Raw genomic sequence first — 21,541 nt, forward strand, 5'->3', positions numbered from 1 at the left:
AAGGCTTCTATTCTTCAGCTAATCTTTCAGAAACTTTTGTAAAAGCGCTACCAAGTTTTGTAATTAGCTCGTCATCAATAGCTAGATTCGTGGCTCCAATTTTTATCAAATCAGTCATATACTTCTTGTATTGATGGAGCACCAGTTCATTTAGTAGCACAAACCGCTTATGATCTTTCACACTCAAGGTGAAGTTAATAACCTGGTAAAAGCACCGGATAAATGCTTCAACTGACGAGCTTTGATTCTTTAGCTTTTGGATATTAGCAATACTTTGATGGGCTTTGTAGTTTTCGCAAAGTATTTCAAGTGCGACAATTCCCTTATGTTCGATTCCGTTGTCAAGACAGTAGAAGTCGTTCGAACGCTGCACCAGCGTACCATAAAGCAGATTGAAAAATTGAGTTTCGGTAGTATCCCTTAATGAATCATTTTGCTGAGAAATTTGGTACTGCTGGAGCATTAGTCCATAAGCCACCAACCCCAAGGCCACCGCACCCGCTATGCCACCCACGAACTGTCCAAAGTTCGACATGTCGCTCAAACACCAACTGTACGCAAATCCACAAATTATACAAAAGGCAACCAAGGCTACGATCGAAATACCAACTGCTTTATTGAAACTATTCATTGTTTAGATTCTAAAGTGCACGAATAGGTAAGCAAGATGATCGAAGGCTAGTCCAAAAAAAAAAGTTGGTTGGAAGAAAAAAAAGAGAGTTGAAGTTGGTAAAGGGCTTTTAAAGGAGGACTACAACATGAAAAAGTCCAAAACAGAAATGACCCTAAAACTATCGAACTTCAGATCTCCAGCACCTGCGATCAGCCACGGCGACGCACACAACATTCAAGATGACATGAGTTCTGATATCCCAGCCTTGCCAAAGATGTCTCACAATGAGATTTCATTGCAAGATCAACAACTTGCAGATTCCAATATCAACAAATTTCAAGAATTTCGTCGCCCATTACCTCTCCAATATATTGATAATGCTGCAGAGTGTTGTTATAATAAAGAGGAAGTATTAAAACAGGTTCAACCTATTGAAATTAATGGCAAAGGCAAAGGACGATTCAAAATGAAACAGACGAATCGCTTCAAAGGACAATGGTTCCAAGAACTATATGTCTCCATTCAAGACAGAAAAGTGGGGCACACGTCACTTTTAAGCGAGCATGAGCTGAAAAAATCGATCGCTTTGCATCCACTTCCGGAGGGTTACACTGTCACAGAAGTGCTGGATGCAATTAGATACAGACAACGTGAGTATCGCAAATCGATCATGCCATTAGCACATACTAACGAGGAACTTTCTTCTTTGACGATTGAATCGTTTAGACCAGCACTAACTCAGCTGTTGTCTGCCCAGTCTTTAAATCAAACCATGCATGCACTAAAATGCATTTATCTTCCGTTCTTAAAAGAAACCTACTCATCCGATGTTAAAAACGGACTACGAAAGCTTAAGGAGGAGTGGAACATCAAAGTGATGTTCCTCAAAAATGAAAACTTACAAGATTTCAATGCCTGGCTAAAATCGAAGGAACCACATATCTATCACGCATCTGATATTTCAAAAATCCGTGGTCTCGCCAGTCTTATCTTCGAACGCAGCTCGAATCCAATTAGAACAAGAAGCACCAAACATTCGACTTTCAATCCCGAAATCGAAGACATCTTAAAAAAGTTTACGCTGGCAGGATTTGAAGGCCGCAAGGGAATCGTAATCATCTCCCAAGCACGCAAGGCCATCAAATTGGCTCAGATTACGACAGCGGATGAATTAAAGTCGACCGTGGGCCTGGAGAAGATCGTAAAATTGAACGCTGAAGGCAAAATTTCAGACGCTGACGTATCCCGCTTTAAACCCTTCTTTAACTGGCTGGGTGAAGAATACGATTTTTCAGTTCCAGGTTTCTTTGAAAAACACCAGCGAGCTGCGATTCACGAACTTACCCCGGAAGAAAAGGAATGGTTCCAACGTCACATTGAAAATGTACTACGTCTACACGATCCCGAATTAAAGGGAGTTAAAAGACAACTAGATTTGTATCGCCTTCTCCTTGGACAACTTCACCGCCGTGGCGTCACATCATTCACAGACATCCGTCCTTCTGATTTTATTGCTGCAGCCGCACTAGGAGCAAAAGAAGAAAGAAACCTAGGGCAGTTAAGAGGACTCAAAGGTCTTGCTTCTGCTTTGGTTGAATTCGCATCTCAAAAGAATAAATGGAAAGTTTTTTCCGATGAGTCCTACGCAGAGTTTGAAACTGCCTGCTTGGATGCCATTGACTATTGCGGCAACAAACATCTCGAAAACTTAGATCTGCTTCGCTACAAACCGGTCTTTACGTCCCTCGAATGTTCATGGAAATCATTCTTCGAAATAGTATCACAAGATTTTAACAAAATTGCTCTTCTGGATACAAAAGCGCGGGAAGGAACCAGATCAGCATCCAAAAGCAAAGCTCATGCGGACCTCTATGCACAGATTTATGAAAATCTTATGGAAATTGCACATGGCCCAAAATGCGGCAATCGCAGATTAGGTGCAGTTAAAGACTCCTTCGGCAACTTCAGAGAAGGGGGCATTTTAGATAAAGACTACTTAAGCTTTAGCCCTGACGATAAGAGAACGCTTGATAAATACACTGCCTATGCACTTCAAGCATTCGGTTGCCTACGCTTTCGTTCAGAAAGTGACAACCTGGTTTTCTTTGAGAAGAAGCCAATTTCAATGGATGGTATTGCCGGGTGTATTTACCCGACAACCTATATTGACAAATTTTTAGGTGAGACTACAGCGCTCGTTCTCCAACAAGCAGGAGATAGCAGAAAGTATGACGTTTCATACCTTGTGCCTCTGAGTACCCTAGGGGATGAGTTCATCTACAAATATCTTGCAGTATTTAATATCAAAAACGGTGAAAAGCTTTTCAAACGTCATGTTTCCACCTATGCAGCTGAAATTAAATGCATTAGCTGTGAGTGGTTTGGCTCAAATGTGAATTTTGAAGATTTAAAAAACGGAAAGACATCAAACAAAGCTCTCACAACTCACCGCTACAGAAACGTCCTAATTCGCGCAATTGAGAAGTTTTATAATGGTCATGATACTGCGCAAATCCAAGCCATCGTTGCGGGTCACACATTGGACAGAAAAGACGGATCAAGTACCACACAAATTTATTCCGACTATATTGCTGCTTGCGAGAAGCACTATCCAACACTCAGACGCATTAAAGATCTAAACTATAAAACGGAAGCAGAGTTGTTAAACCAACAACTACAAGAAAAACTGGCAAAATTGGAACAACAAGCGGATGCTCATCAGGAACAGAACTTGGCATTCCAAAAGGAAAACACCCAAAAGGTAATGACGGGACTTGCCGTAGTTAATTCCAATGTTTTGTCACTTAAAGAAGAATTATCCATCGCTCATGAGGAAAATTCTAAGGGCGCACAAGCAATTCTACCGCTAAAAGGAAATAAAACATAAACTAAAATAAGAAAAGGCACTAGGGTTCTACGGGACCTTGAGTGCCTCATTAAATTTCTCAAAATACTGATAAACTAGAGGTGCAACTTCTGACATTGGCGGTGGAGCGACACCGTCCAAGTAGGAGATGGCGAGGGCCGACTGAATAAATTGGCAAGTTCCCAATTGAACAACAACATCATTTGGGAGTGAGACATCCCTATTAGAACCTAAAGCTGTTAGATATTTCAATAAAGCCTCGCGCACTCTCCAAATCCTCTTCGCAGAAAAATCCTTCCAGTGTCTTCCTTCCTCGTAAAATTTTTGAACTGCAGGATCTCTAAATGCAACATTCGCAGAATGCGATAGGACATGACGATGTTTGCGTAGCTCCTCCACATCTTCTTCAGGAAAAGGCAATGCCAGAAGTCCCGTCCTTTTCCTTTGTTTTAGGATATCTTGAAGGTGCTCTGATATCGAGACAGTTCCTGCCGTAATCATCGCCTCATTGTTCCGATACAAGATATTGTTTGCCACATTGGTTTTAAAAGTCCTAGCACGCTCTTCCTCTGGCAAACCGTAAAATTGCCAGTTAAGAAAACCTTTTGAGGCGATAGCCGTCAGGACGTCTCTCGAATGTAACCATAGTATTGTATCCAACATCTCCAAACGTTGAAGTTCGTTCATTTGACATCCACCATCAAAGTTAACTTTTTATTAGTTCTTGATTTACATATAATTTACACAGTGGGAAAAAGCAACTATATACCGATCAATCAGGTGACCAATGACACGACGAAAACAATCCCTGTTACCTAAACCCCAATTGTCTATTTGGGAAAAGTCCGGAAATAACTGGAAGGCGATTTCAAAGGAGGCGCTTTTAAAGGCAATCGAAGAATCACCAAATGATGAAACAACGATTCAGAATATCGCTGGACGCGGATTCCATCACTTTGAAAGTGCTCTTCAAGGAAGAGAAATATCAATTTGGGCAGTTCAGTTAATCGAATACTCACTGCTGCCGCCACAGTCTCTAACTCTAACAACAACGCCAACCTTCACAAATTGAGTGGGCACAACTCCTGCAGCCAAACTCAGTCGGAGGCAAATGTGAAAAGCTACGACTTGATACAAAAAGATCTTACCGAAATCCGGACACTGCGGTTAATTGCAATTGAGCTTGAGCTCTGGGAGGACTATTTAATTTTAACTGAGATGGATTCCGAGTTAACAGAACAGCTGAAGGCTTATCAATAAACACGGTTGTGTTAATACGTTAGTCTTGAATATAAAAAACGTTTGGATTGTTACGGACGATTTGAAATTCTACAAGGTGTGTCCTTAGATTTCAGAGGTGCTATGTATAGCTTTCAAGAACTTCACGACAAAGAATTTGAATTTCTCAGCTTAGATCTCCTTTCCAAAAAATTTGGCAGGCATATTACAAGATTTAAGAAGGGCAAAGACAAAGGAGTAGATGGAAGATTCTTTACGTCAGATGGTATGGAAGTTGTTTTCCAATGTAAACACTGGAACAACTCAACCTTCAATCAGCTCTTGAAGGAACTTGAAGAAGTAGAACTACCCAAAGTAAAAAAGCTATCTCCCAAACAATACTACGTAGTGACCAGCCAAAAACTCACCAGAACACAAAAGAACGCCATTTTTTCAGTATTCAAAAGTTACATGAAGAACGCGGACAACGTACTTGGTCTTTATGAGCTTAATCAACTGCTCCAAGATTATCCGGATATAGCCAGGCAACATTACAAACTATGGTTAGCGGCCACAGATGTACTTTCACATGTGCTTTACAAAGATATCCACGAGCGTTCTTCAGAAAAATTAATCTCGATCAAAGACCAACTAAGGTACTACCACCCGACCGAGCATCATAAAAAGGCACTCAGCCAACTAGAGAAAAATAAAGTACTAATCATCTCTGGAGAACCAGGCAGCGGCAAGACTACTCTGGCGGAACAACTTTGCCTTGAGTATGTCGCAAATAAATTTCAATTTTGTCTAATTCAATATGATCTAAGAGAAGCAGATAAACTCTTTGCTGCAGATCGAGAACAGATATTCTACTTCGACGATTTCCTAGGAAGTAACTACTTCGATGCACTTGAGGGGAGACACGACTCAGCCATTATCGAATTTATTAAGCGAATTGAACGTAGCACAGCGGCCAAGCGATTTATTCTTACATCGCGAGTAAATATTCTCAACGCCGGTTACCGACTAAGTGATAAATTGAGAACGTTAGATCAGGAAAAGTACCACTATTTAATGAAGAACCACTCAACGGTGGATAGAGCAAATATTTTATACAATATTCTGTGGCATAGTTCTCTTACTGATTTGTATAAGCAAGAGATACTAAAAGACAAAAAATATAAAAATATAGTCAATCATAAGAACTATAGTCCTCGCATTATGAACCACGTAGTGAACTATGTTGATAAAAGCCTCACCAGCGAAGAATCCTATTTTCCTTGGGTTGAGCAAACTTTGAACAACCCCGAAGAAGTGTGGGCAAATCTATTCGACACCCAACTCAATGACCACGAGAGATTACTTGTGATTTTGGTGATAGCAAACGGTCATAAGATGCACTCGCTGAATTTAAAACAGGCGTACGAGACTTTCATTAGCAACTACCCTTTACCTACGAGAGGAAATATTAACACCGCGTTTGAGGTGCAATTGAAGGTGCTCATCAACTCGATGTTGAAGACCGATCAATATACAAAAGCTACTTTTCATTCTGCGATAAATCCTTCCGTTGCAGATTTTATTCTGAAAAGAATGGCGATTCTCCCGTATATAGAACGCTACTATCTCTCGATTGCTAACGCCCACTCATTCACTTCATTGTTAGGTCTACGAGAAAGAAATCTAATCTCTAGCGATAAAGTAGAACAGGTAGTGAACACTATATGGGCAGCGATCCTTAAAGATGATGGCCACTTCGATGCTGAATTTATAATTGCCTGGGCAGATGAAAAGCTGAAACGCAAAGTCAATCAAAGTGACCTAAAAAACTATGTCGAGAAATTAATTGATAATTCAGATGATATACTTCAAGTCGACCCTGGCTACGTTTTGCCACACTTTAAAAGACTATACTCAGATTTAAACGTATTTGCCTTAAAAGAATTGATAGAGGAATACCTCACACGACACGCTGAACTTCTTGAATGGGATCTGCACCAAACTGCCATTGAGTTAGCTACTGTGATCGATATAAAAATATTACGCCAAGTAAAAGAGGAGATCAAATCCGTTATTATTTTTTACTGGAAACAAGATTTCAGGACTCAACTAATAGAAACTGACTCGCTTTCTCCAAGCGACCGTCATGACGACACGGAGTTGCTAATCAAAATTCGCGAGACTATAGAAGACTGGCTACAACATTATGATTACGTATCATTCAACGCCTCAGACACGGCAGAAATAGTTGATACCATTGACCTGGCTGAACTTAAAGATCTTCTCAGAATGAAAGAACTAATGACTCCTTCCAACCGAAGCTTTCAATTGGAAAAACGAAGCGGACACGGGAACATAAAGACAGATGAACAATCTATAGAAGAACTATTTGAAGACTTGAAATTTACTTAAAGTATTCTTTGTATCTAAAAATCACACTTTTTTACGAGAGAACACATGAAAAATACTTCCTATAAAACCAATTGGCCTGTCCCTGACAGCTTTTTAATCGAAATTGGTCGTCTCAGTGCCCTTTGGGAATCACTCGAAACAGCATTGAATTTTTCAATTGGAAAACTCGCTGGTTTCGAGGATCTAACGGACCCAATTCCGTTTATTTTAACAGCGCACTCAAGTTTCCCACAAAGGCTAGATATTTTGGGAACGCTCTGCGAACGGCACTCGCAACATTACCATCATCTCAAAAGCTTCAAGGATGTGATTTCCAAGATAAAGTCTGCACAATCGTTGAGGAATAAATTTGTACACAATGGAATAGCATATGACCCTGAGACAGGGAGCTATAAACTTGCGATTGCATCCGCACGACAAACTTTAAAGACATCAATTAGTGAAATTACTCCGGAAACAATCCATAATGCGTGCAAAGAAGTTCATCTCGCCTCCTTGGCGCTCCATGAGCTGATTACTAAAGTAAAATATCCACCAATCTGGGAAAGAAGCTCAGATATATCTAATGAGGACGTTTAATCATGCACCGATACGAACTGCTATTTTTCTTAGGTGTTTTCGCGCTTTCATTTCCCAAGGTATATAAAGAGAATGGCGGTTTTGGGTGGACGCTGTTCATGTCTTCCCTTATTGCGGGATTGCTAGCAGTCATCTACTTCTTTCTTGTATTTTTATGCGCATACTTCGGATTCTTGATCGAATGAAGCGTGCAGGTGAAAGAACCCTAAGGAGCGTTAGAGATGACGTGTTCGTAGATATGAATGGCAGGATTGTCCAACACGACTTCGATTGCACATCTACTGCCATCTACTAACAAAATATTGTTTTTAATTGAAAGACCAAATATTCATCCTAGATGTCGATGCCGCATTAAAAGCTCCAAACACTGGCAATTTCTAATATCCGGCAAAAATATTCTTTAACCAGAAAATACATTCTATGACTTCAATAAAACCTCAACGCGTTGGTCAGGGTAAATTACAACTCTTTCAAGCAAAGCATATACAATCGATTTCTTATTTTCAAAACTCATATCTTCGCAAACAAAAGTCTTAACTTTATCTAAGGGGTTAATTCTTTCATGAGCTGCGACAACTTTCTTTTGTTGAATTCTAATACACTCTTGCACTTGCTTGACTGCTTTATCCAACTTTTTCTTTTCGACCTCGAGGCGATTCTTCTGTGTCATCCAATCTTCCTCGGATAGGACACCTCTACCCAATAAGGAAACAAAGTTATTTCTTTCAATATCTAATTTTTTGTAGTCCACATGCAAAAACTGCAGGTCCGCTTTAAGCTGATTTATTTCAGATTGGAGCAGTTCGGTGGACTTTTTCTTTTGATGAATACGATCAATAACGTCTGTCTTGAGATACATCTCAATTCTTTCCCAGACTAACTTATCAACAGCATCGCTACCGTGATGCTTTCGGTGATCACAAGCAACCCGACCAGCGGTTTGCTTTGACTGACATACGTAGTATTTTGCAACGTTTTTTTCGATGGACTTAGTTGAGCTTTTGTAAAAATCATTGTGCCTCGCTCGAACTCCCATCTTTGCGCCACAAGAACCACAATAAGCATGTCCCTGTAGAAGATACTCCTGCACCGCATGACGAGGAGTTACACAGGCTCTTCCCAGTCTTGCCTGCTTTGCGAGAGCCCATTCTTCAGAAGACACTATAGGAGGAATTTCAATAGCGATAGCCTCCCTTTCTTGTTTTGAGCTTCCTTTTTTGCCTACTTCAGTGACCTGTTTAAGATGATAGACGTGGCGTCCGGTGTAGCGATCGTCACGGTAAATATTTGTCAGCCAATTGCGCGGAAGGCGACCTTGAGGATTCTTCAGTGCTGCTATCCTAAAATTATTCCTTTTGAAGTATTCTAGTAGATTAACCCCAGCAAGCTCCAAAGCTGAAATAACGTCCTTATCCGACACCCCAAATGTATTCTTCTCTACCACCAATTTCATCGACGTAGGCATATCAGCGGTCACCTGGCCTGACGCCATCGCCACCGCCCATCTAATCGCCTGAGCCTCGCTTGGAACAATACTCCAGGCGTTTTGACTTTTATCAAAGTCGTAACCCCAAAAAGCTCTGCCATTAGGAGGGCGACCATTGTTTTGAACTTTAAACTTCTTACCAATATGCAACTTTCTTAGGGTCTGCTTTTTATCCTCTGCACCAATTGCAGACATGAACTGCAGAACAAGTCCGCTATTTACAGGGCCAGTCGGAGTAAGGATTTGTACTTCGTGCTCCTCAATCAAATCCATGATCTGACCACGCACACTGTGAGATCGGGCTCTAAAGATACGATCGATATTGTCTACATAGATGGCATTCACGCTGCCATCTTTGCAAAGTTGCAACAGGTGAAAGAATGCCGTTCCTTCGCGGATTTCTTCAAGGTTGTATGCTTCGTCAATAAAGTACTGATCTGCAAGGGATGATCCCGAGGATCTCGAATACAGGACACCTTTGCCACCATCAAAAACACCTAGCCTTTTAAGTTCGATACCTGCCTGTTCAATTTGGCGGTGGATGTTTCCACCAGTTCTTTGTTCATCAGACGACACTCTGCAATATACTGCTAAAGAAAGTTTTGCTGTCATTAGCAACCTCCTCCTGGGCATTTACCAAGATCGTGTGAAGAATTTTTTCGACCCGGGCAATTTCCAGCTCCGAAATCGGTACTTTTGATTTTAATACGATGATTCTGTACGGCTTGGCCTTGGGTCCACGCTTCTTCGATGTCACAGAAAGCTCCTTCTGGATAAGATTCCAAAAGTTCTTTACCAAGATTGGCTATCAAGAGAAGGCATTGAAATGCAGAAATACCCCTGTTTGCGTTAGCAAAAAGCGGTAAAAATTGTCGTATGTGTTTAAAAGTTATCCAGGGAACCGACATCCGGGAGAGACCTCTCCGGAGTTTAAATTGTGTCGATTAGTTTTAGATTTGGTGCCCCGCGAGGGACTTGAACCCCCACGCTTGCGCACTAGATCCTAAGTCTAGCGTGTCTGCCAATTTCACCAGCGGGGCAACACCGTTTTAGCGGAAACAAAGATTTAGCGAACTGTTGTCGCTAAATCAATAAAAATTATTTCTCAGCGATCAATTTTTTGTAATCAGGGGCGCGCATCAAGTTTGCGAGCTCCTTTTCAGTATCCATTTCGATACGAACCAACCAGCCTTCGTTCACTGGATCGTCGTTCAAAACAGATGGATCGTCGCCCAAAGACGCGTTTACTTCGATTACAGTGCCAGAAACTGGCGCGTAAAGGTCAGAAACGGCTTTTACGGACTCAACAACGCCGAAAGTTTGGCCTTGAGTGATTTTTTGACCTTCTTCTGGAAGTTCAACGTAAACGATCTCGCCCAATGAATCTTGCGCGAACTCAGTGATACCAACAGTTACGATGTTCTCGTCTACTTGAGCCCATTCGTGTTCTTTAGTGTAGTAATAGTCTTCAGGAATATGAAATGGCATCTGAGTGCTCCTTATTTCGAAATAAATGGCGTTTTAACAACAACCGCTTTCACTTTACGACCACGGATATCTAGAAGGAACTCAGTCCCCTCTTTGGCATAAGCTACATCGATAAATGCGATGCCAATTGGTTCATCCAGGCTTGGTGAGTGAGTACCACTAGTTACCTTTCCGATCTCTTTATTGTCAAAAGAAAACAGGGAGTAACCTTGGCGAGGGATGCCCTTCTCGAGCATCTTAAATCCCACTAGATTTTGCTTCAATCCGGCCTCTTTGACCCCAACGATTTGCGCCTTATTCATAAAGTCTTTTTTGGCCGGTTTAATAACCCAACCAAGACCTGCTTCGTAAGGATTCGTCGTGTCATCGATCTCGTGACCGTACAAAGAATACTTCATTTCAGTACGAAGAGTGTCGCGCGCGCCCAAACCAATGGGAGCCACTCCCAAATCTTTCCCCTGAGCCAAAAGCTCATTCCAAAGAACTGGAGTTCCGGCTGCGTCTACGAACACTTCACAACCTTTTTCCCCAGTATAACCTGTCGTTGCCACCATAATGTTATGGTTTTGGAACTTACCGGATTTAACTGTGAAAGGTTTCATTTCGCTGACTTTGAATCCAAAAACACGATCACAAAGTTCCAAAGCTTTTGGCCCTTGAATCGCGATTTGACCCCATTTATCAGACTCGTCCGTCATGTCGGAGCCCTTGTTATGCTTGGTCATCCAAGCAAAGTCTTTGTCTTTGTTAGAAGCGTTCACGCACACCAGGTAATCAGAATTTTTAGTCAGGCAATACACGATGATATCGTCAACCAAACCACCTTGGTCATTTGGCAGAAGAGAGTATTGAGCTTCGCCGTCGTTCAGGCGAGCCACATCATTCGTCGTTAACCACTCCAAAGTTTCTAAAGCCTTAGGCCCTTTCACACGGATTTCTCCCATGTGAGAAACGTCGAACAGGCCAACGTTTTTACGAACATTATCGTGCTCTTCACGAAGACCAACATATTGAACAGGCATGTACCAACCGGCAAAATCCACCATGCGGGCACCCAAAGAAACGTGTGTATCAGCTAACGGAGTTTTTTTCATGCGCGCAGTCTCCAATGCCCTCGTATAACAGTCAAGAAACCCTCGCAATGTAACGCCGTCCAAAGAAGCGTGGGCTCAAGCAAAGTACGCCATAGCCTTGGCGCAGGCCGTATGCTAGGTATCTGCGCATGTTCAAACTTTCCGATCGCATACAAGCGGCCTATGACCATTTGATTCCTGACGAGCCTGTCTGGGACTTTTGCTGCGATCACGGTTATCTGGGACTCAGCGCGTATCGCAGTGGACGCTTTCCCGAAGTTCATTTCGTCGATCAGGTCCCTCATATTATTGAAAAATTGAAAGAGCGCTTCGAACAAAAGCATCGAAAGTACGAACAGCATCAACGCGCGTTCTTTTGGTCGCAAAGTGGAGAGAGTTTGACGCACCAAGTTTCAGGAACTGTTGTGATCATCGGCGTGGGGACACACACGATCACTGACATCATGCGCGGAATTCACGAGAAAAATTCGGGGTTTATCAGCCGCTACATCATCAGCACACACAACTATGAAGACAAATTGGACGCCTTTTTGGATGAGTTTTTACCTTTCAAAACTGCATATAAATTCACCAAATTCTGTAATGTTCCGGAAAACGGACGAGTTCGTAAGCTATTGATATTCGATAAAATTTGCAAAATTTGACGCAATCACTTTGGCTCTATTAAATTGCTGTAAGACTGTGAACAAAGAATTGATTATTCGGTCCCCTGCAAATACTAACTGTCGCCATGCAAGAACAAATTAAAAACTCAGATTTTCGCCAATTCCTTGAGGACGAGTTAGCTCGTCGCAGTCAAAACTATCCACGTTATTCTTTGCGTGCTTTCGCAAGACACTTGGAAGTGGATTCATCATTCTTGTCAAAAATTCTTAACGGCAAACGCACGGTAACGATGAGAACGATCCGTATGTTTGGTGAGCGTTTGAATTTGCCCGGCGAGCAGCTTCAGCAATTCGCAGAAGTAAGCCGCGAGAAAAAGATGAAACGCAAACTCGAGCGTCTTTTAGAAAAGATGCCAAGTGAAGATCGCGAACAATCAACTATCACAATCACAGTTGATGAAGCTCGCCTTGAAGAAGCGAAAGAAAAAATCAAATCATTCCGCAAAGACCTTGCGCAATGGTTGGATGCTGGCGCTAGCCAACAGGGCAAAACTTATCAGATCTCTGTTTCTATGTTTCCGGTTTCTGGCTTCGGTCTAAACGACTAATCTTGCATATTGATTTTTAAAATCAGAAAAACCGAATGCCTTAAAAGCATTCGGTTTTTTTATTTCCTAATCGGGTCTTTCAATCGCGGGCCATTCGATTGATTGAAGTCCATACTTCTGCGCGATCTTCTCGATGACTTTCTCTTCGATCATTTTCTTAATTTGCGCATTGATCGTTGCAAATTGAGCGTCGGTCATCGATTTACGCGAGAAAATGATGTAATAATCCACTTGTTTCTTTAGCTCTGGCACTTCTTGAATCTTACTGCGATAGCGTTTGATCCAATATTTTCCATAATCCTCGTTCAAATAAGCCAAGTGATAAGTTCCAAGCTCCGCCATTTTTGCCGTTACCAAAGGATCCTTCTGCGGAAGAATATTAATTTTCTTTTTTAGTCCCTCGTTGATCTCGGAAAGACTGTCATAAGGGATTGAGTTTTTTGTCACTCCCACTTTCTTTCCCATCAGATCTTTATAGCTTTTAATATTCTTAACATTTTTTTCCAATCCAAAGAATGCCAAGCTGGAGTGAAATATTGGCGTGGAAAAGTAATACAGCTTCTCGCGCTCGGGAGTCTTAGCGACAGGACCACCCATCTCCATTTTTCCATCACCAATATTTTTCAAAGCTTCTGCGAACGGCAGAATTGTAAAGCGGCAGGAAAGTTTTTCTCTTTCACAAAGTTCTTGGATGATTTCGTGAACAGCACCAGAAATACCCGTGGCATCGGGTCGCATGTAGAAGGGTGGCATGTTGTAACCGACAAAGGTCAAACGACTATCATCGCGATTCGCAGAGGCTCCCATTAGCAGTAATGAAAATAAAGCGACCAACAAATTCATGTTGCCATCATAGCGATGTTTAGATTTCCCGGGAACATCACCATCAAAATACAGAAGTTGTTATTTGACGGCCTGGCGTTCGGCTTTGCAAACAGGCATGCCGAAGTTAGTGCTTAAGCGATAGTTCGGAGGACACTCTCCGTCGATAGGTTCGGCTGTGGCCACTGTGCCTTTTTTAATCTTGTCCATGCTGTTGTATGGTTCGCAGGTACTGAATTCAGTGGCTGACGGGTCTATGGTTCGCATGATCATCACACAAGCCATATAGGTTTTACGTTCATCAGAAGAACTCGCGAAATCTTGATGAAAAGTGGTACCACTATCCATCACTAAAGAACCGAAATTAAACAATGAGTACATCGAGAACGCAATCGCACCCCAGAATATTGAATTCAGGAGATAGGCACGAAAAACCTTCAACTGAGCGAGTTCTCGCTCAAGGTTAAACTTGTACTGCGACGGATCTTTACTCATGACATTTGCTTATCGGCTAAAAAAAAGCGGCCCTCAACGGACCGCTTTGAGACTGTCTCTAAGTGATACAGCTAGGCGGCTTTATTGACTCGAACCTTTGCCATGCCTTTGCACTCGTTCAGCATCTGTTCGTAATAGCTCAAAGTTTGCTTAAGGTTTTGGATCACCGTTGTCTGGTGATGCGGCGGCAGGCTTGCGATCTTTGTCAAAGCCTCATCTGTGTGGCCTACGTCTTCTTCAGCATGCACTCGCACAAAGTGTGCTGCTTTGGGACCCCACGCTTTTTCCACGCGTGCATTAATATGATCACCGAAATAGGCCGCCAGGGCTTCAAGACCCAGGATATATCCAAAGAATGCCATTGGAGATTCATGCTCGATATAATAGTACTGCGTTTGATAAAGTGCGCAGGTGCCTGGCATCTCGGGCCACTCTTCCATCTTGCTGCCCAAAGTTTTTAGATCGTTCACCAATAATTTATCATGACCTTTCTCTTCACCACTATGTGCCAGGAAGCGATTATGGAACTCTGGCGCAGAAAATTCAGTGCGTGCCCCCGCCAGCGCCAACAAGCGCGTCGTGTGACGAGCAAAATAATAAGTCTGAGAAACCCAAGCTGAATACGCTTGTTTGTCTTCCCACGGAAAGCTTTCGATTTGTTGTTTGGAGTATTTCAAAAGCTCTTTTAGTTCTTCGTTTACGTTCTTGTTTTGCATCTTGTTCCCTTTTCTTAATATGGACTTTGATAAAAATGTAAAATTAAGCGACTTTTCTAAGTGGGATAACGCGGTTTTCATCCAACAGATTCGTGTGGTTCATTTTTTCCGCCCACAACCTATCCACCAGCGATGCCAACTTAGGCTCTGCCAAAGGCTGAACCTCTCCGTTCTTGGTCATTAAAATCTCACACTCGTAATTCATCTTGATGACACTACCGAAGTAGTTAGTTCCACTTTTCGCAGCTTTGCGGCGCACATTCAGATCGCGGCGAGCCGTCCCCACCAAGCAATCCCATGGACCTGCCTCCATCACACGGCTTCCCAGTGCGATGATAATTTCGGCCCAATTTACTTCGGAACTGCGCGAGCGATATTCCGGAGACACCGTCAAATATTCCATGCTCATCATATTGTTGATGCCCAGAGCTTTGAACTTTCCGATGATGATATCGTCAAAGGCCTTCATATAGTGATGATCCAAAAGCGCGTTCGAGCGCAAATCAAACGAACTATACAAGTGAAACCCAAATACCTTGCCGTCATCCGTCAGCGCGACGATCACATCGCAGCGATGAAAATCATCTGGATTCAATGGCTCGCCGACTTTACCAAGCACGTCTGTATAAACTGTCTTCCATAATTCATAGACGTCGTTGCTTAATTTGATGGTATCAGCGGAAAGTGATCTTGGATTAAATAAATGATACTGAATACGCCCCATAAAGTCCTCCGCGAGAATTTTTCGGATGTTGTAGAGGCGAACTTGAAGACAGATTTTTTGGTACAATTTTCAAACGTGCTATTTCAAGATTAACAGAGTATTCACTCCAACTTTCTGAGTTCGATACGACCAGGAAAAATTGACAACATTCCAGAGCGAGACAAATTGAGTTAAAAAAAAACGGGCCGAACGCCCGCTTTCATTAACTTCGCGACATAAACAAGACTTAGTTATTGATTTAGACCGATTCTTTCTGAAGACGAAGAAAAAGTTATCGACTCAAAGTCTCCAGGCCTCCAGGTTCCATCAAATGCTGGAGCCGTTGGTCCGTAAATTCTAAAATAGGCAAACCAACCTTTACCTGGAGTCGTTTGAATCCAATACTTTTCTTTGCCTGCCGGCGCTTTAGGACCGAAATACAGAGTCACTTCTTTTGTTCCCTCAGGGATATCACTTAATTCAATCAAGGAACGCAAAGCAGCTTTGTTTTGTGGAGTTTGAACCTGACTGCGTGTTTTTGCATCGTACGCTGTCACCGACCAAAAAAGTCTGTTCGGTACAGGGTATGGAACTGTCAGCTTATATGACTTTCCACCGTCCAAAAAGGCACCTTTCGAATCGCGCAGTCCCATCCAATAAAGTGAACCCGCCCCTGGTACTCGCGCAAACATCGCTGGTGAAGTCACGATGGCTTGTGCAAACCAACGATCTCTTGCCTGCATATCGATCCCGTCCGCAGTGGCAAAATTGCCGTTATTAGAAATATACCCCACCCACTCCCATTTTCTATCTTTCCAGGCAATGCGTTCGGGGCGAGGATCGGCAAATGCCGCCACGATCATTTGCGCCTTACCGTCACGGGCGGCACGTTCCAAAATGCCTTTCATGCGGCTGTCAGGATTAAAGGTCTTACCGCGCTCCATGCCCAAACTCTCTAACAGTCCGTACATGCCGGAGTACTCAGGACTGGTGGGCTCTTCAGAAATAACTTTATGCAACGTCTGCCAATACTGGATGTTGTCTTCCACACGTAAAGGAGTCGAATCCATTCTTTGGGCCGTTACGTTCACCATCTTCATCAGCTGCTCGGGATTGTTCAGAGGATGAATTTTAATTTTTGATAAAGCCTGGATCGCCTTATTCATATCGCCATCAGTTGGCAATGCACGAATTGCCACTAAGTTTTTGTAGGTTGCTGAATGGCCAATCTGATAACCCTTGGGAATTTCGCCACGATAATTCGGCGGCAGGATCAGATGCTTACCACCTTTATCCGCATGGGGCCCCGGCAAACCAAAATCCAAAATCCATTTTTGATTGTGATCGTTCACCAGGCCAATGTACATCCCCGGGGGAACATCAATCACCATCGGGCCATTTTTCAAATCCAGCACTCCACCGCCATAAGGTGTATCGGAATTTAAAGTGAAGCCGATGTGATAAGGCTGTGCCGCAACCACCGAAATACTTTGATCGGCGACGCCAATTTCGCGATTGCCGTTAAAAATGCTTTCCGCAGAAACCGTGGGGTACCAAAAGCGATAGGCCGTGAGTGCGCGCTGATAATCCTGATCGTCCTGCGCTGACATGACAAACTTATCGCTGGGAAACCCGGTACTTAAAATTTCTGATTTTTCCAATTTTGCAAAACACGTAAGAGAGCAGAAGATAAGGCAACCGCAAAACAGCAGGTTCTTGTTCATAACGACTCCATTTGCATTTGTTTGTATATTTTAGAGTGAAAAAGACTAATCACGAGCAAATTGCGAATCGCCTGCACAAATGCAGTGGGAGCGCGTTTGAAGGAATCTTCAAATGAAATTCACACACGTTAGTGGAACACGGATTTTCGACTAGACTTGTTACCTTTTTCTAATGTTCAGGGTTGTTAAACCAGTCTTCAGTTGTTATTCAATTTGTATGAGTACAAATACAAACAACACTGAAGTCTTATTGGAAGAGAACGAAAAACAGGAAATGTCGCCAGTTCAAAACAAATCGACATTCGAAAAAAAGGCATTGTTAGTCCTGTCAGCGGTTTTTGTTGCGGTCTTGGTTGGAGCATGGGGATATGCCATGCGAGTTCGCCAGGGCGTGGCCTCAAACAGCATCACGACACATGCTGACCCATCAGCTTTGATTGAGGTCGAACGTTTACGCAATCTCGCGTCATCACAATTGGATAATGGCCGGGCCTATTTCCTTTTGGGATCCCAATCAATTTACGAAAAACAAAAGAAAGAAAAAGAATCACTATTGGATTCTTTGGCGGCTTTTGAAAAAGAGCACAATCTGCCTGGTGTTCCCGAAATCGTAAAACGCATTAAGGATATTGAAACAAAAGGTCAGGAGTTTTTCGACCAAGCCGTTGAGCACCGTGATAAGAAAACGGAATCAAAAATCGTCGGTCAATTTTATCAGGCTCGTACGAATCCTTTGCGCTCGCAATTGAATGACGCTTTTGATGATATCGTGCATTTGCATCAAATAGAAATCGACAAAGCTCAAGCAGAAATCAAAGAAGCGGCAACTCAGGCTGAAACTCAAATTCCTTTCGGCATGACTTGGTTGACGGGATCTTTGGCAGCTATTTTCCTGAGTATGGCGTATCTAGTGATTCGTCTTTCCAGAAAACAGGCGTTCCAATTGGCACAGCAAAAACGCCTCTACGAACAAGCTAAAAAAGCCGTTCAAGACCGTGACGAGACTTTATTCGCGATTTCTCATGACCTTCAGGATTCCTTGAACATGATTGCTTCCACGGCGGATCGCATGGCGACCACTCCTCAAGGATTAAATATCGTCGAAAGTGGCGAGCTGGTAAAAAGCACGGTGACGACGATTGAAGGCTTGATCAAAGATATTCGCGATCAAAAAAATATGGAAATGGATGGTCTGACACTTAGGATGGATCAGCTTTCTATAGATAACGTCCTGGACAACGCCCGCATGCTGATGCAGCCAATGGCGAAGCAACATGACGTTCGCTTACAGATCGACAGTGTCAACCCTCCCGTTTTAGCTTTCTATGATAACGAACGCGTCCTGCGTGTACTTTCTAACCTGATTGGAAATGCTGTTAAGTTTAGCCCTAAAGGTGAGAAAGTGGTTGTGAAAGTTCGCAGCGACCAAAAGTTTGTAAATGTCTCTGTGATCGACAATGGCCCGGGAATTCCTTCGAGCCAATTGCCGACTATTTTTGAAAACTTTTGGCAGGCAAAGAAGACCGCTGAAAAAGGTGCTGGCATTGGACTAGCGATTGTGAAAACTATCGTTGAAGCTCACGGTGGCACCGTTCAAATCCAAAGCCAGCCTGGCCGCGGAACAACTGTGACATTCTCTTTGCCTCGTCGTCGCCCTGTGGGCGCTTCGATGAAAAAGACTAACGTTGTGATCAAGGGCAATCACGCCCCTGAGTGGCAATAATTTAGCAAACTGGCCCCTCACTGTGTGGCGGGCCAGTTTATAAATTAGTGACCGCGAGAAATCTCGACGAACTCATTAAGAATGGATGTTGGCTTTTGGTCAGCACCAACCCAAGCAGCATATTCCATATACGTTTCACCCATTGGAACACCGTTCGCCGTGGCTGTGATAAATAGTTTGCACTCGTAAATGCCGTCATAGGAAATCTTAATGCAAGTATTTTCGATTACCGTCGATGGATACTTTTCTCGTTGGCTAGCAGGAATTAAAATATCAGCTAAAAGCTCGCCCTCGTGAACATCCCCCGTCGCTTGAATGTGATGGGATTCTTTGATCAAAAGATCCAGACAAAGCTGATCGATCTCTGTGGAAGAGATTTTCGCAAACGATGCTGAAGTCATTAAAGTCACCAAGGTTAACGCTAGAAATTTCATATTCTACTCCCGTAAAACCCACCTTTAACACAGGACCCAGACTAACTCCATTTGCCAACTCAAACCTGTATGTATTACTCGATTGTTAAATAATTAAACAGTTCTGCGGTGAGACCAGAAACGGTTATAATATGTCGTGTCAGTTATCTCTTTGTAAGAGGAACATGCAAACATTTGTTTAGTAAACTATGTTTGATTTTCATCGGAGGAGTTATGACAGAAACTGTGCGCGGTAGCAGTAGCACCAGCGGTACAAATGACTTAAACAGCTACGTTAAAAGAGTTGATCGTTTAGTCAGCGTCGTCCAATTACTGTCTGCAGCTCGTGATCTTGAAAATATCATGGCTCTTGTTAGATCCGCTGCGCGAGAAATCGCGCAATCTGACGGCGCAACTTTCGTGTTAAAAGATAATACCTTCTGCTTTTATGCGGACGAAGATGCCATCAGCCCTTTGTGGAAAGGCCAACGATTCCCTATGCACTCCTGCATCAGTGGCTGGGCAATGTTGAACAAAAAAGCTGTCATCATCGAGGACATTTACCAAGATGCCCGTATTCCTTTGGAAGCTTACAAACCAACCTTTGTTAAAAGTCTCGCCATGATTCCTATACGTCGCGAGGATCCCATTGGCGCAATTGGCATTTACTGGGCCGAACAACACAAATGCACCGAACAGGAACTGGAACTTATCCAAGCTCTTGCCGACACGGTTTCAGTTGCGATGGAAAATGTGAACCTATTTAATTCCCTTTCAGCCAAAGTGACCGAGCTCCAAAAAGTAAACGAGGCTAAAGATCTTTTCCTAATGACTGTGTCCCACGAATTAAGAACTCCCCTGAATTCAATCTTGGGATGGACTGAGATTATGAAAGATGCGGCAGCAACGCCTGAAGACATGCAGCGTGGACTGGAAGTCATCGATCGCAACGCTAAAACGCAAGCCCATATTGTCGAAGATCTTTTGGATTCTTCAAGAATTATGGCGGGCCGTTTAAGTATGGATAACTCTGAGGTGAATCTGGTCGACGTCGCAAGACAAACTCTGGCTTCAGTCGCAACTGAAGCTCACAAGAAAAACATTGAGATTCAATTTGCAGCAAAGGTTCCAGAAGCTTTGGTGATTGGCGACTCTCTTCGTTTGCAACAAGTCCTTACAAATCTTTTAATAAACGCCATTAAATTCTCTAAAGATGGCGGAGAAATTTTAGTTTCCGTGGAAAAACGTGGCCCCGGCGCCGTTATTACGGTTAAAGATACCGGTGTGGGCCTTTCGAAAGAAAGCCAATTACATCTGTTCACCAGATTTTTTCAAGCAGATAGCACAACGACACGCAAACATGGAGGATTAGGTTTGGGACTATCCATCAGTAAATATCTGGTTGAAAAACATAATGGACAAATCAACCTTAGCAGCGAAGGCGAAGGAAAAGGCGCGACTGCCGAAGTGGTTATTCCTTTAATCGAAGAAAAAAATGTGAACTCCGATGATGCCCTTCACGAACACGCAAAGGCTAATCCTCTAAAACCACTTCAAGGGATTCATGTCCTCGCTGTGGATGATGATCCGGACTGTCTCCAGCTGGTCGAGGCGGTTTTACGCAAATCAGGCGCGGAAGTTGAAACAGCAAGTTCCGTGGATGAAGCCATTCGCATTTCCCGTCTTTTTCATTTTGATGCTTTGGTGAGTGATTTAAGCATGCCGCTCGAGGATGGTTTTTCTTTGGTTCAAAAAGTTCGTGCCGGAGAAACTCCCCTGGAAAAAGAAATCCCGGCGATCGCGGTCACCGCCTTCAATGACAAAGATAACCACGATAAAGCACTTTCCGCAGGATTCGATGAATTCTTTGGAAAACCTTTTTCATCCGTGCGTTTAATCAACACTCTCGAAGCGGGATCCCACCGCTTAGCCCACTAGTCATTTTGACATCGGCTTTCGTTTTGATTACTTTCGAT

At 43.0% G+C, this 21,541-nt stretch carries 21 protein-coding genes and 1 tRNA gene; 9 read left to right on the forward strand and 13 right to left on the reverse strand.

Translation table 11 applies throughout. The features are described 5' to 3' along the window. Nucleotides 1–7 precede the first annotated feature (7 nt). Nucleotides 8–631, reverse strand: coding sequence for a hypothetical protein (locus tag HW988_RS15900; RefSeq protein ID WP_181605152.1), 624 nt, complete (start codon nucleotides 629–631; stop codon nucleotides 8–10). Nucleotides 632–758: 127 nt separating this feature from the next. Between HW988_RS15900 and HW988_RS15905 the strand changes: the two genes are divergently transcribed. Continuing rightward, complete coding sequence (locus tag HW988_RS15905; protein ID WP_181605153.1) at nucleotides 759–3,500, forward strand: hypothetical protein; 2,742 nt, start codon at nucleotides 759–761, stop codon at nucleotides 3,498–3,500. 27 nt (nucleotides 3,501–3,527) lie between these two features. Here HW988_RS15905 and HW988_RS15910 read toward each other — a convergent pair whose 3' ends face one another. Further along, nucleotides 3,528–4,166: a hypothetical protein gene (locus HW988_RS15910; protein WP_181605154.1), complete on the reverse strand. Its 639-nt coding sequence runs from the start codon at nucleotides 4,164–4,166 to the stop codon at nucleotides 3,528–3,530. Nucleotides 4,167–4,266: 100 nt separating this feature from the next. Here HW988_RS15910 and HW988_RS15915 point away from each other — a divergent pair, with 100 nt between their 5' ends. The 4 genes from HW988_RS15915 (at nucleotide 4,267) to HW988_RS15930 (ending at nucleotide 7,688) form a co-directional block, all read left to right on the forward strand. Beyond that, complete coding sequence (locus tag HW988_RS15915) at nucleotides 4,267–4,551, forward strand: hypothetical protein (RefSeq protein WP_181605155.1); 285 nt, start codon at nucleotides 4,267–4,269, stop codon at nucleotides 4,549–4,551. A 41-nt stretch (nucleotides 4,552–4,592) separates the two neighbouring features. Next, nucleotides 4,593–4,739 (forward strand): hypothetical protein, encoded by a 147-nt coding sequence (locus tag HW988_RS15920; RefSeq protein ID WP_181605156.1) that lies wholly within the window; start codon nucleotides 4,593–4,595, stop codon nucleotides 4,737–4,739. A gap of 102 nt (nucleotides 4,740–4,841) precedes the next feature. Continuing rightward, complete coding sequence (locus HW988_RS15925) at nucleotides 4,842–7,109, forward strand: restriction endonuclease (protein ID WP_181605157.1); 2,268 nt, start codon at nucleotides 4,842–4,844, stop codon at nucleotides 7,107–7,109. Nucleotides 7,110–7,154: 45 nt separating this feature from the next. Beyond that, on the forward strand, nucleotides 7,155–7,688 hold the full coding sequence (locus HW988_RS15930; RefSeq protein WP_181605158.1) for a hypothetical protein: 534 nt from the start codon (nucleotides 7,155–7,157) through the stop codon (nucleotides 7,686–7,688). Between the two features lie 418 nt (nucleotides 7,689–8,106). Here HW988_RS15930 and HW988_RS15935 read toward each other — a convergent pair whose 3' ends face one another. The 5 genes from HW988_RS15935 to gcvT all read right to left on the reverse strand — a co-directional run bounded on the left by HW988_RS15935 (nucleotide 8,107) and on the right by gcvT (nucleotide 11,756). Next, nucleotides 8,107–9,786 carry a recombinase family protein gene (locus tag HW988_RS15935; RefSeq protein ID WP_181605159.1) on the reverse strand — a complete coding sequence of 560 codons (1,680 nt, stop codon included), beginning with the start codon at nucleotides 9,784–9,786 and terminating at the stop codon, nucleotides 8,107–8,109. Beyond that, nucleotides 9,740–9,931, reverse strand: coding sequence for a hypothetical protein (locus tag HW988_RS15940; protein ID WP_181605160.1), 192 nt, complete (start codon nucleotides 9,929–9,931; stop codon nucleotides 9,740–9,742). The genes HW988_RS15935 and HW988_RS15940 overlap by 47 nt, the downstream gene beginning before the upstream one ends. A 200-nt stretch (nucleotides 9,932–10,131) precedes the next feature. Continuing rightward, nucleotides 10,132–10,214: transfer RNA gene (locus tag HW988_RS15945), tRNA-Leu, on the reverse strand. Nucleotides 10,215–10,272: 58 nt separating this feature from the next. Next, nucleotides 10,273–10,662 (reverse strand): glycine cleavage system protein GcvH, encoded by a 390-nt coding sequence (gene gcvH / locus HW988_RS15950; protein ID WP_142701441.1) that lies wholly within the window; start codon nucleotides 10,660–10,662, stop codon nucleotides 10,273–10,275. An 11-nt stretch (nucleotides 10,663–10,673) separates the two neighbouring features. Beyond that, entirely contained in the window at nucleotides 10,674–11,756 is a 1,083-nt protein-coding gene (gcvT, locus tag HW988_RS15955; protein ID WP_181605161.1) for a glycine cleavage system aminomethyltransferase GcvT, read from the reverse strand. A gap of 128 nt (nucleotides 11,757–11,884) precedes the next feature. Here gcvT and HW988_RS15960 point away from each other — a divergent pair, with 128 nt between their 5' ends. Next, nucleotides 11,885–12,400 (forward strand): SAM-dependent methyltransferase, encoded by a 516-nt coding sequence (locus HW988_RS15960; RefSeq protein WP_181605162.1) that lies wholly within the window; start codon nucleotides 11,885–11,887, stop codon nucleotides 12,398–12,400. 86 nt (nucleotides 12,401–12,486) lie between these two features. Beyond that, the gene (locus HW988_RS15965; protein WP_142701443.1) at nucleotides 12,487–12,969 is read left to right on the forward strand and encodes a DUF4423 domain-containing protein; all 483 of its coding nucleotides are present in this window, start codon (nucleotides 12,487–12,489) and stop codon (nucleotides 12,967–12,969) included. Between the two features lie 66 nt (nucleotides 12,970–13,035). Here the strand turns inward: HW988_RS15965 and HW988_RS15970 are convergent, their stop codons facing one another. From HW988_RS15970 to HW988_RS15990, 5 genes are all read right to left on the reverse strand, one after another. Further along, nucleotides 13,036–13,812, reverse strand: a complete 777-nt coding sequence (locus tag HW988_RS15970) for an ABC transporter substrate-binding protein (RefSeq protein WP_181605163.1) — start codon at nucleotides 13,810–13,812, stop codon at nucleotides 13,036–13,038. A 60-nt stretch (nucleotides 13,813–13,872) separates the two neighbouring features. After that, on the reverse strand, nucleotides 13,873–14,286 hold the full coding sequence (locus tag HW988_RS15975) for a hypothetical protein (RefSeq protein WP_181605164.1): 414 nt from the start codon (nucleotides 14,284–14,286) through the stop codon (nucleotides 13,873–13,875). Nucleotides 14,287–14,357: 71 nt separating this feature from the next. Further along, nucleotides 14,358–15,002: an iron-containing redox enzyme family protein gene (locus HW988_RS15980; protein ID WP_181605165.1), complete on the reverse strand. Its 645-nt coding sequence runs from the start codon at nucleotides 15,000–15,002 to the stop codon at nucleotides 14,358–14,360. A gap of 43 nt (nucleotides 15,003–15,045) precedes the next feature. Next, nucleotides 15,046–15,726: a hypothetical protein gene (locus HW988_RS15985; RefSeq protein WP_255490071.1), complete on the reverse strand. Its 681-nt coding sequence runs from the start codon at nucleotides 15,724–15,726 to the stop codon at nucleotides 15,046–15,048. A 230-nt stretch (nucleotides 15,727–15,956) separates the two neighbouring features. Beyond that, nucleotides 15,957–17,429: a DUF1254 domain-containing protein gene (locus HW988_RS15990; RefSeq protein ID WP_181605166.1), complete on the reverse strand. Its 1,473-nt coding sequence runs from the start codon at nucleotides 17,427–17,429 to the stop codon at nucleotides 15,957–15,959. Nucleotides 17,430–17,646: 217 nt separating this feature from the next. Between HW988_RS15990 and HW988_RS15995 the strand changes: the two genes are divergently transcribed. Continuing rightward, a complete protein-coding gene (locus HW988_RS15995; RefSeq protein WP_181605167.1) occupies nucleotides 17,647–19,152 on the forward strand; it encodes a sensor histidine kinase KdpD in 1,506 nt (501 codons plus the stop codon). Nucleotides 19,153–19,196: 44 nt separating this feature from the next. Here the strand turns inward: HW988_RS15995 and HW988_RS16000 are convergent, their stop codons facing one another. Beyond that, nucleotides 19,197–19,586, reverse strand: coding sequence for a hypothetical protein (locus HW988_RS16000; RefSeq protein WP_181605168.1), 390 nt, complete (start codon nucleotides 19,584–19,586; stop codon nucleotides 19,197–19,199). Nucleotides 19,587–19,799: 213 nt separating this feature from the next. Here HW988_RS16000 and HW988_RS16005 point away from each other — a divergent pair, with 213 nt between their 5' ends. Further along, complete coding sequence (locus tag HW988_RS16005) at nucleotides 19,800–21,503, forward strand: ATP-binding protein (RefSeq protein ID WP_181605169.1); 1,704 nt, start codon at nucleotides 19,800–19,802, stop codon at nucleotides 21,501–21,503. Nucleotides 21,504–21,541: the final 38 nt, after the last annotated feature.

This window comes from Bdellovibrio sp. KM01, from assembly GCF_013752535.1.
Classification (GTDB): Bacteria; Bdellovibrionota; Bdellovibrionia; order Bdellovibrionales; family Bdellovibrionaceae; genus Bdellovibrio.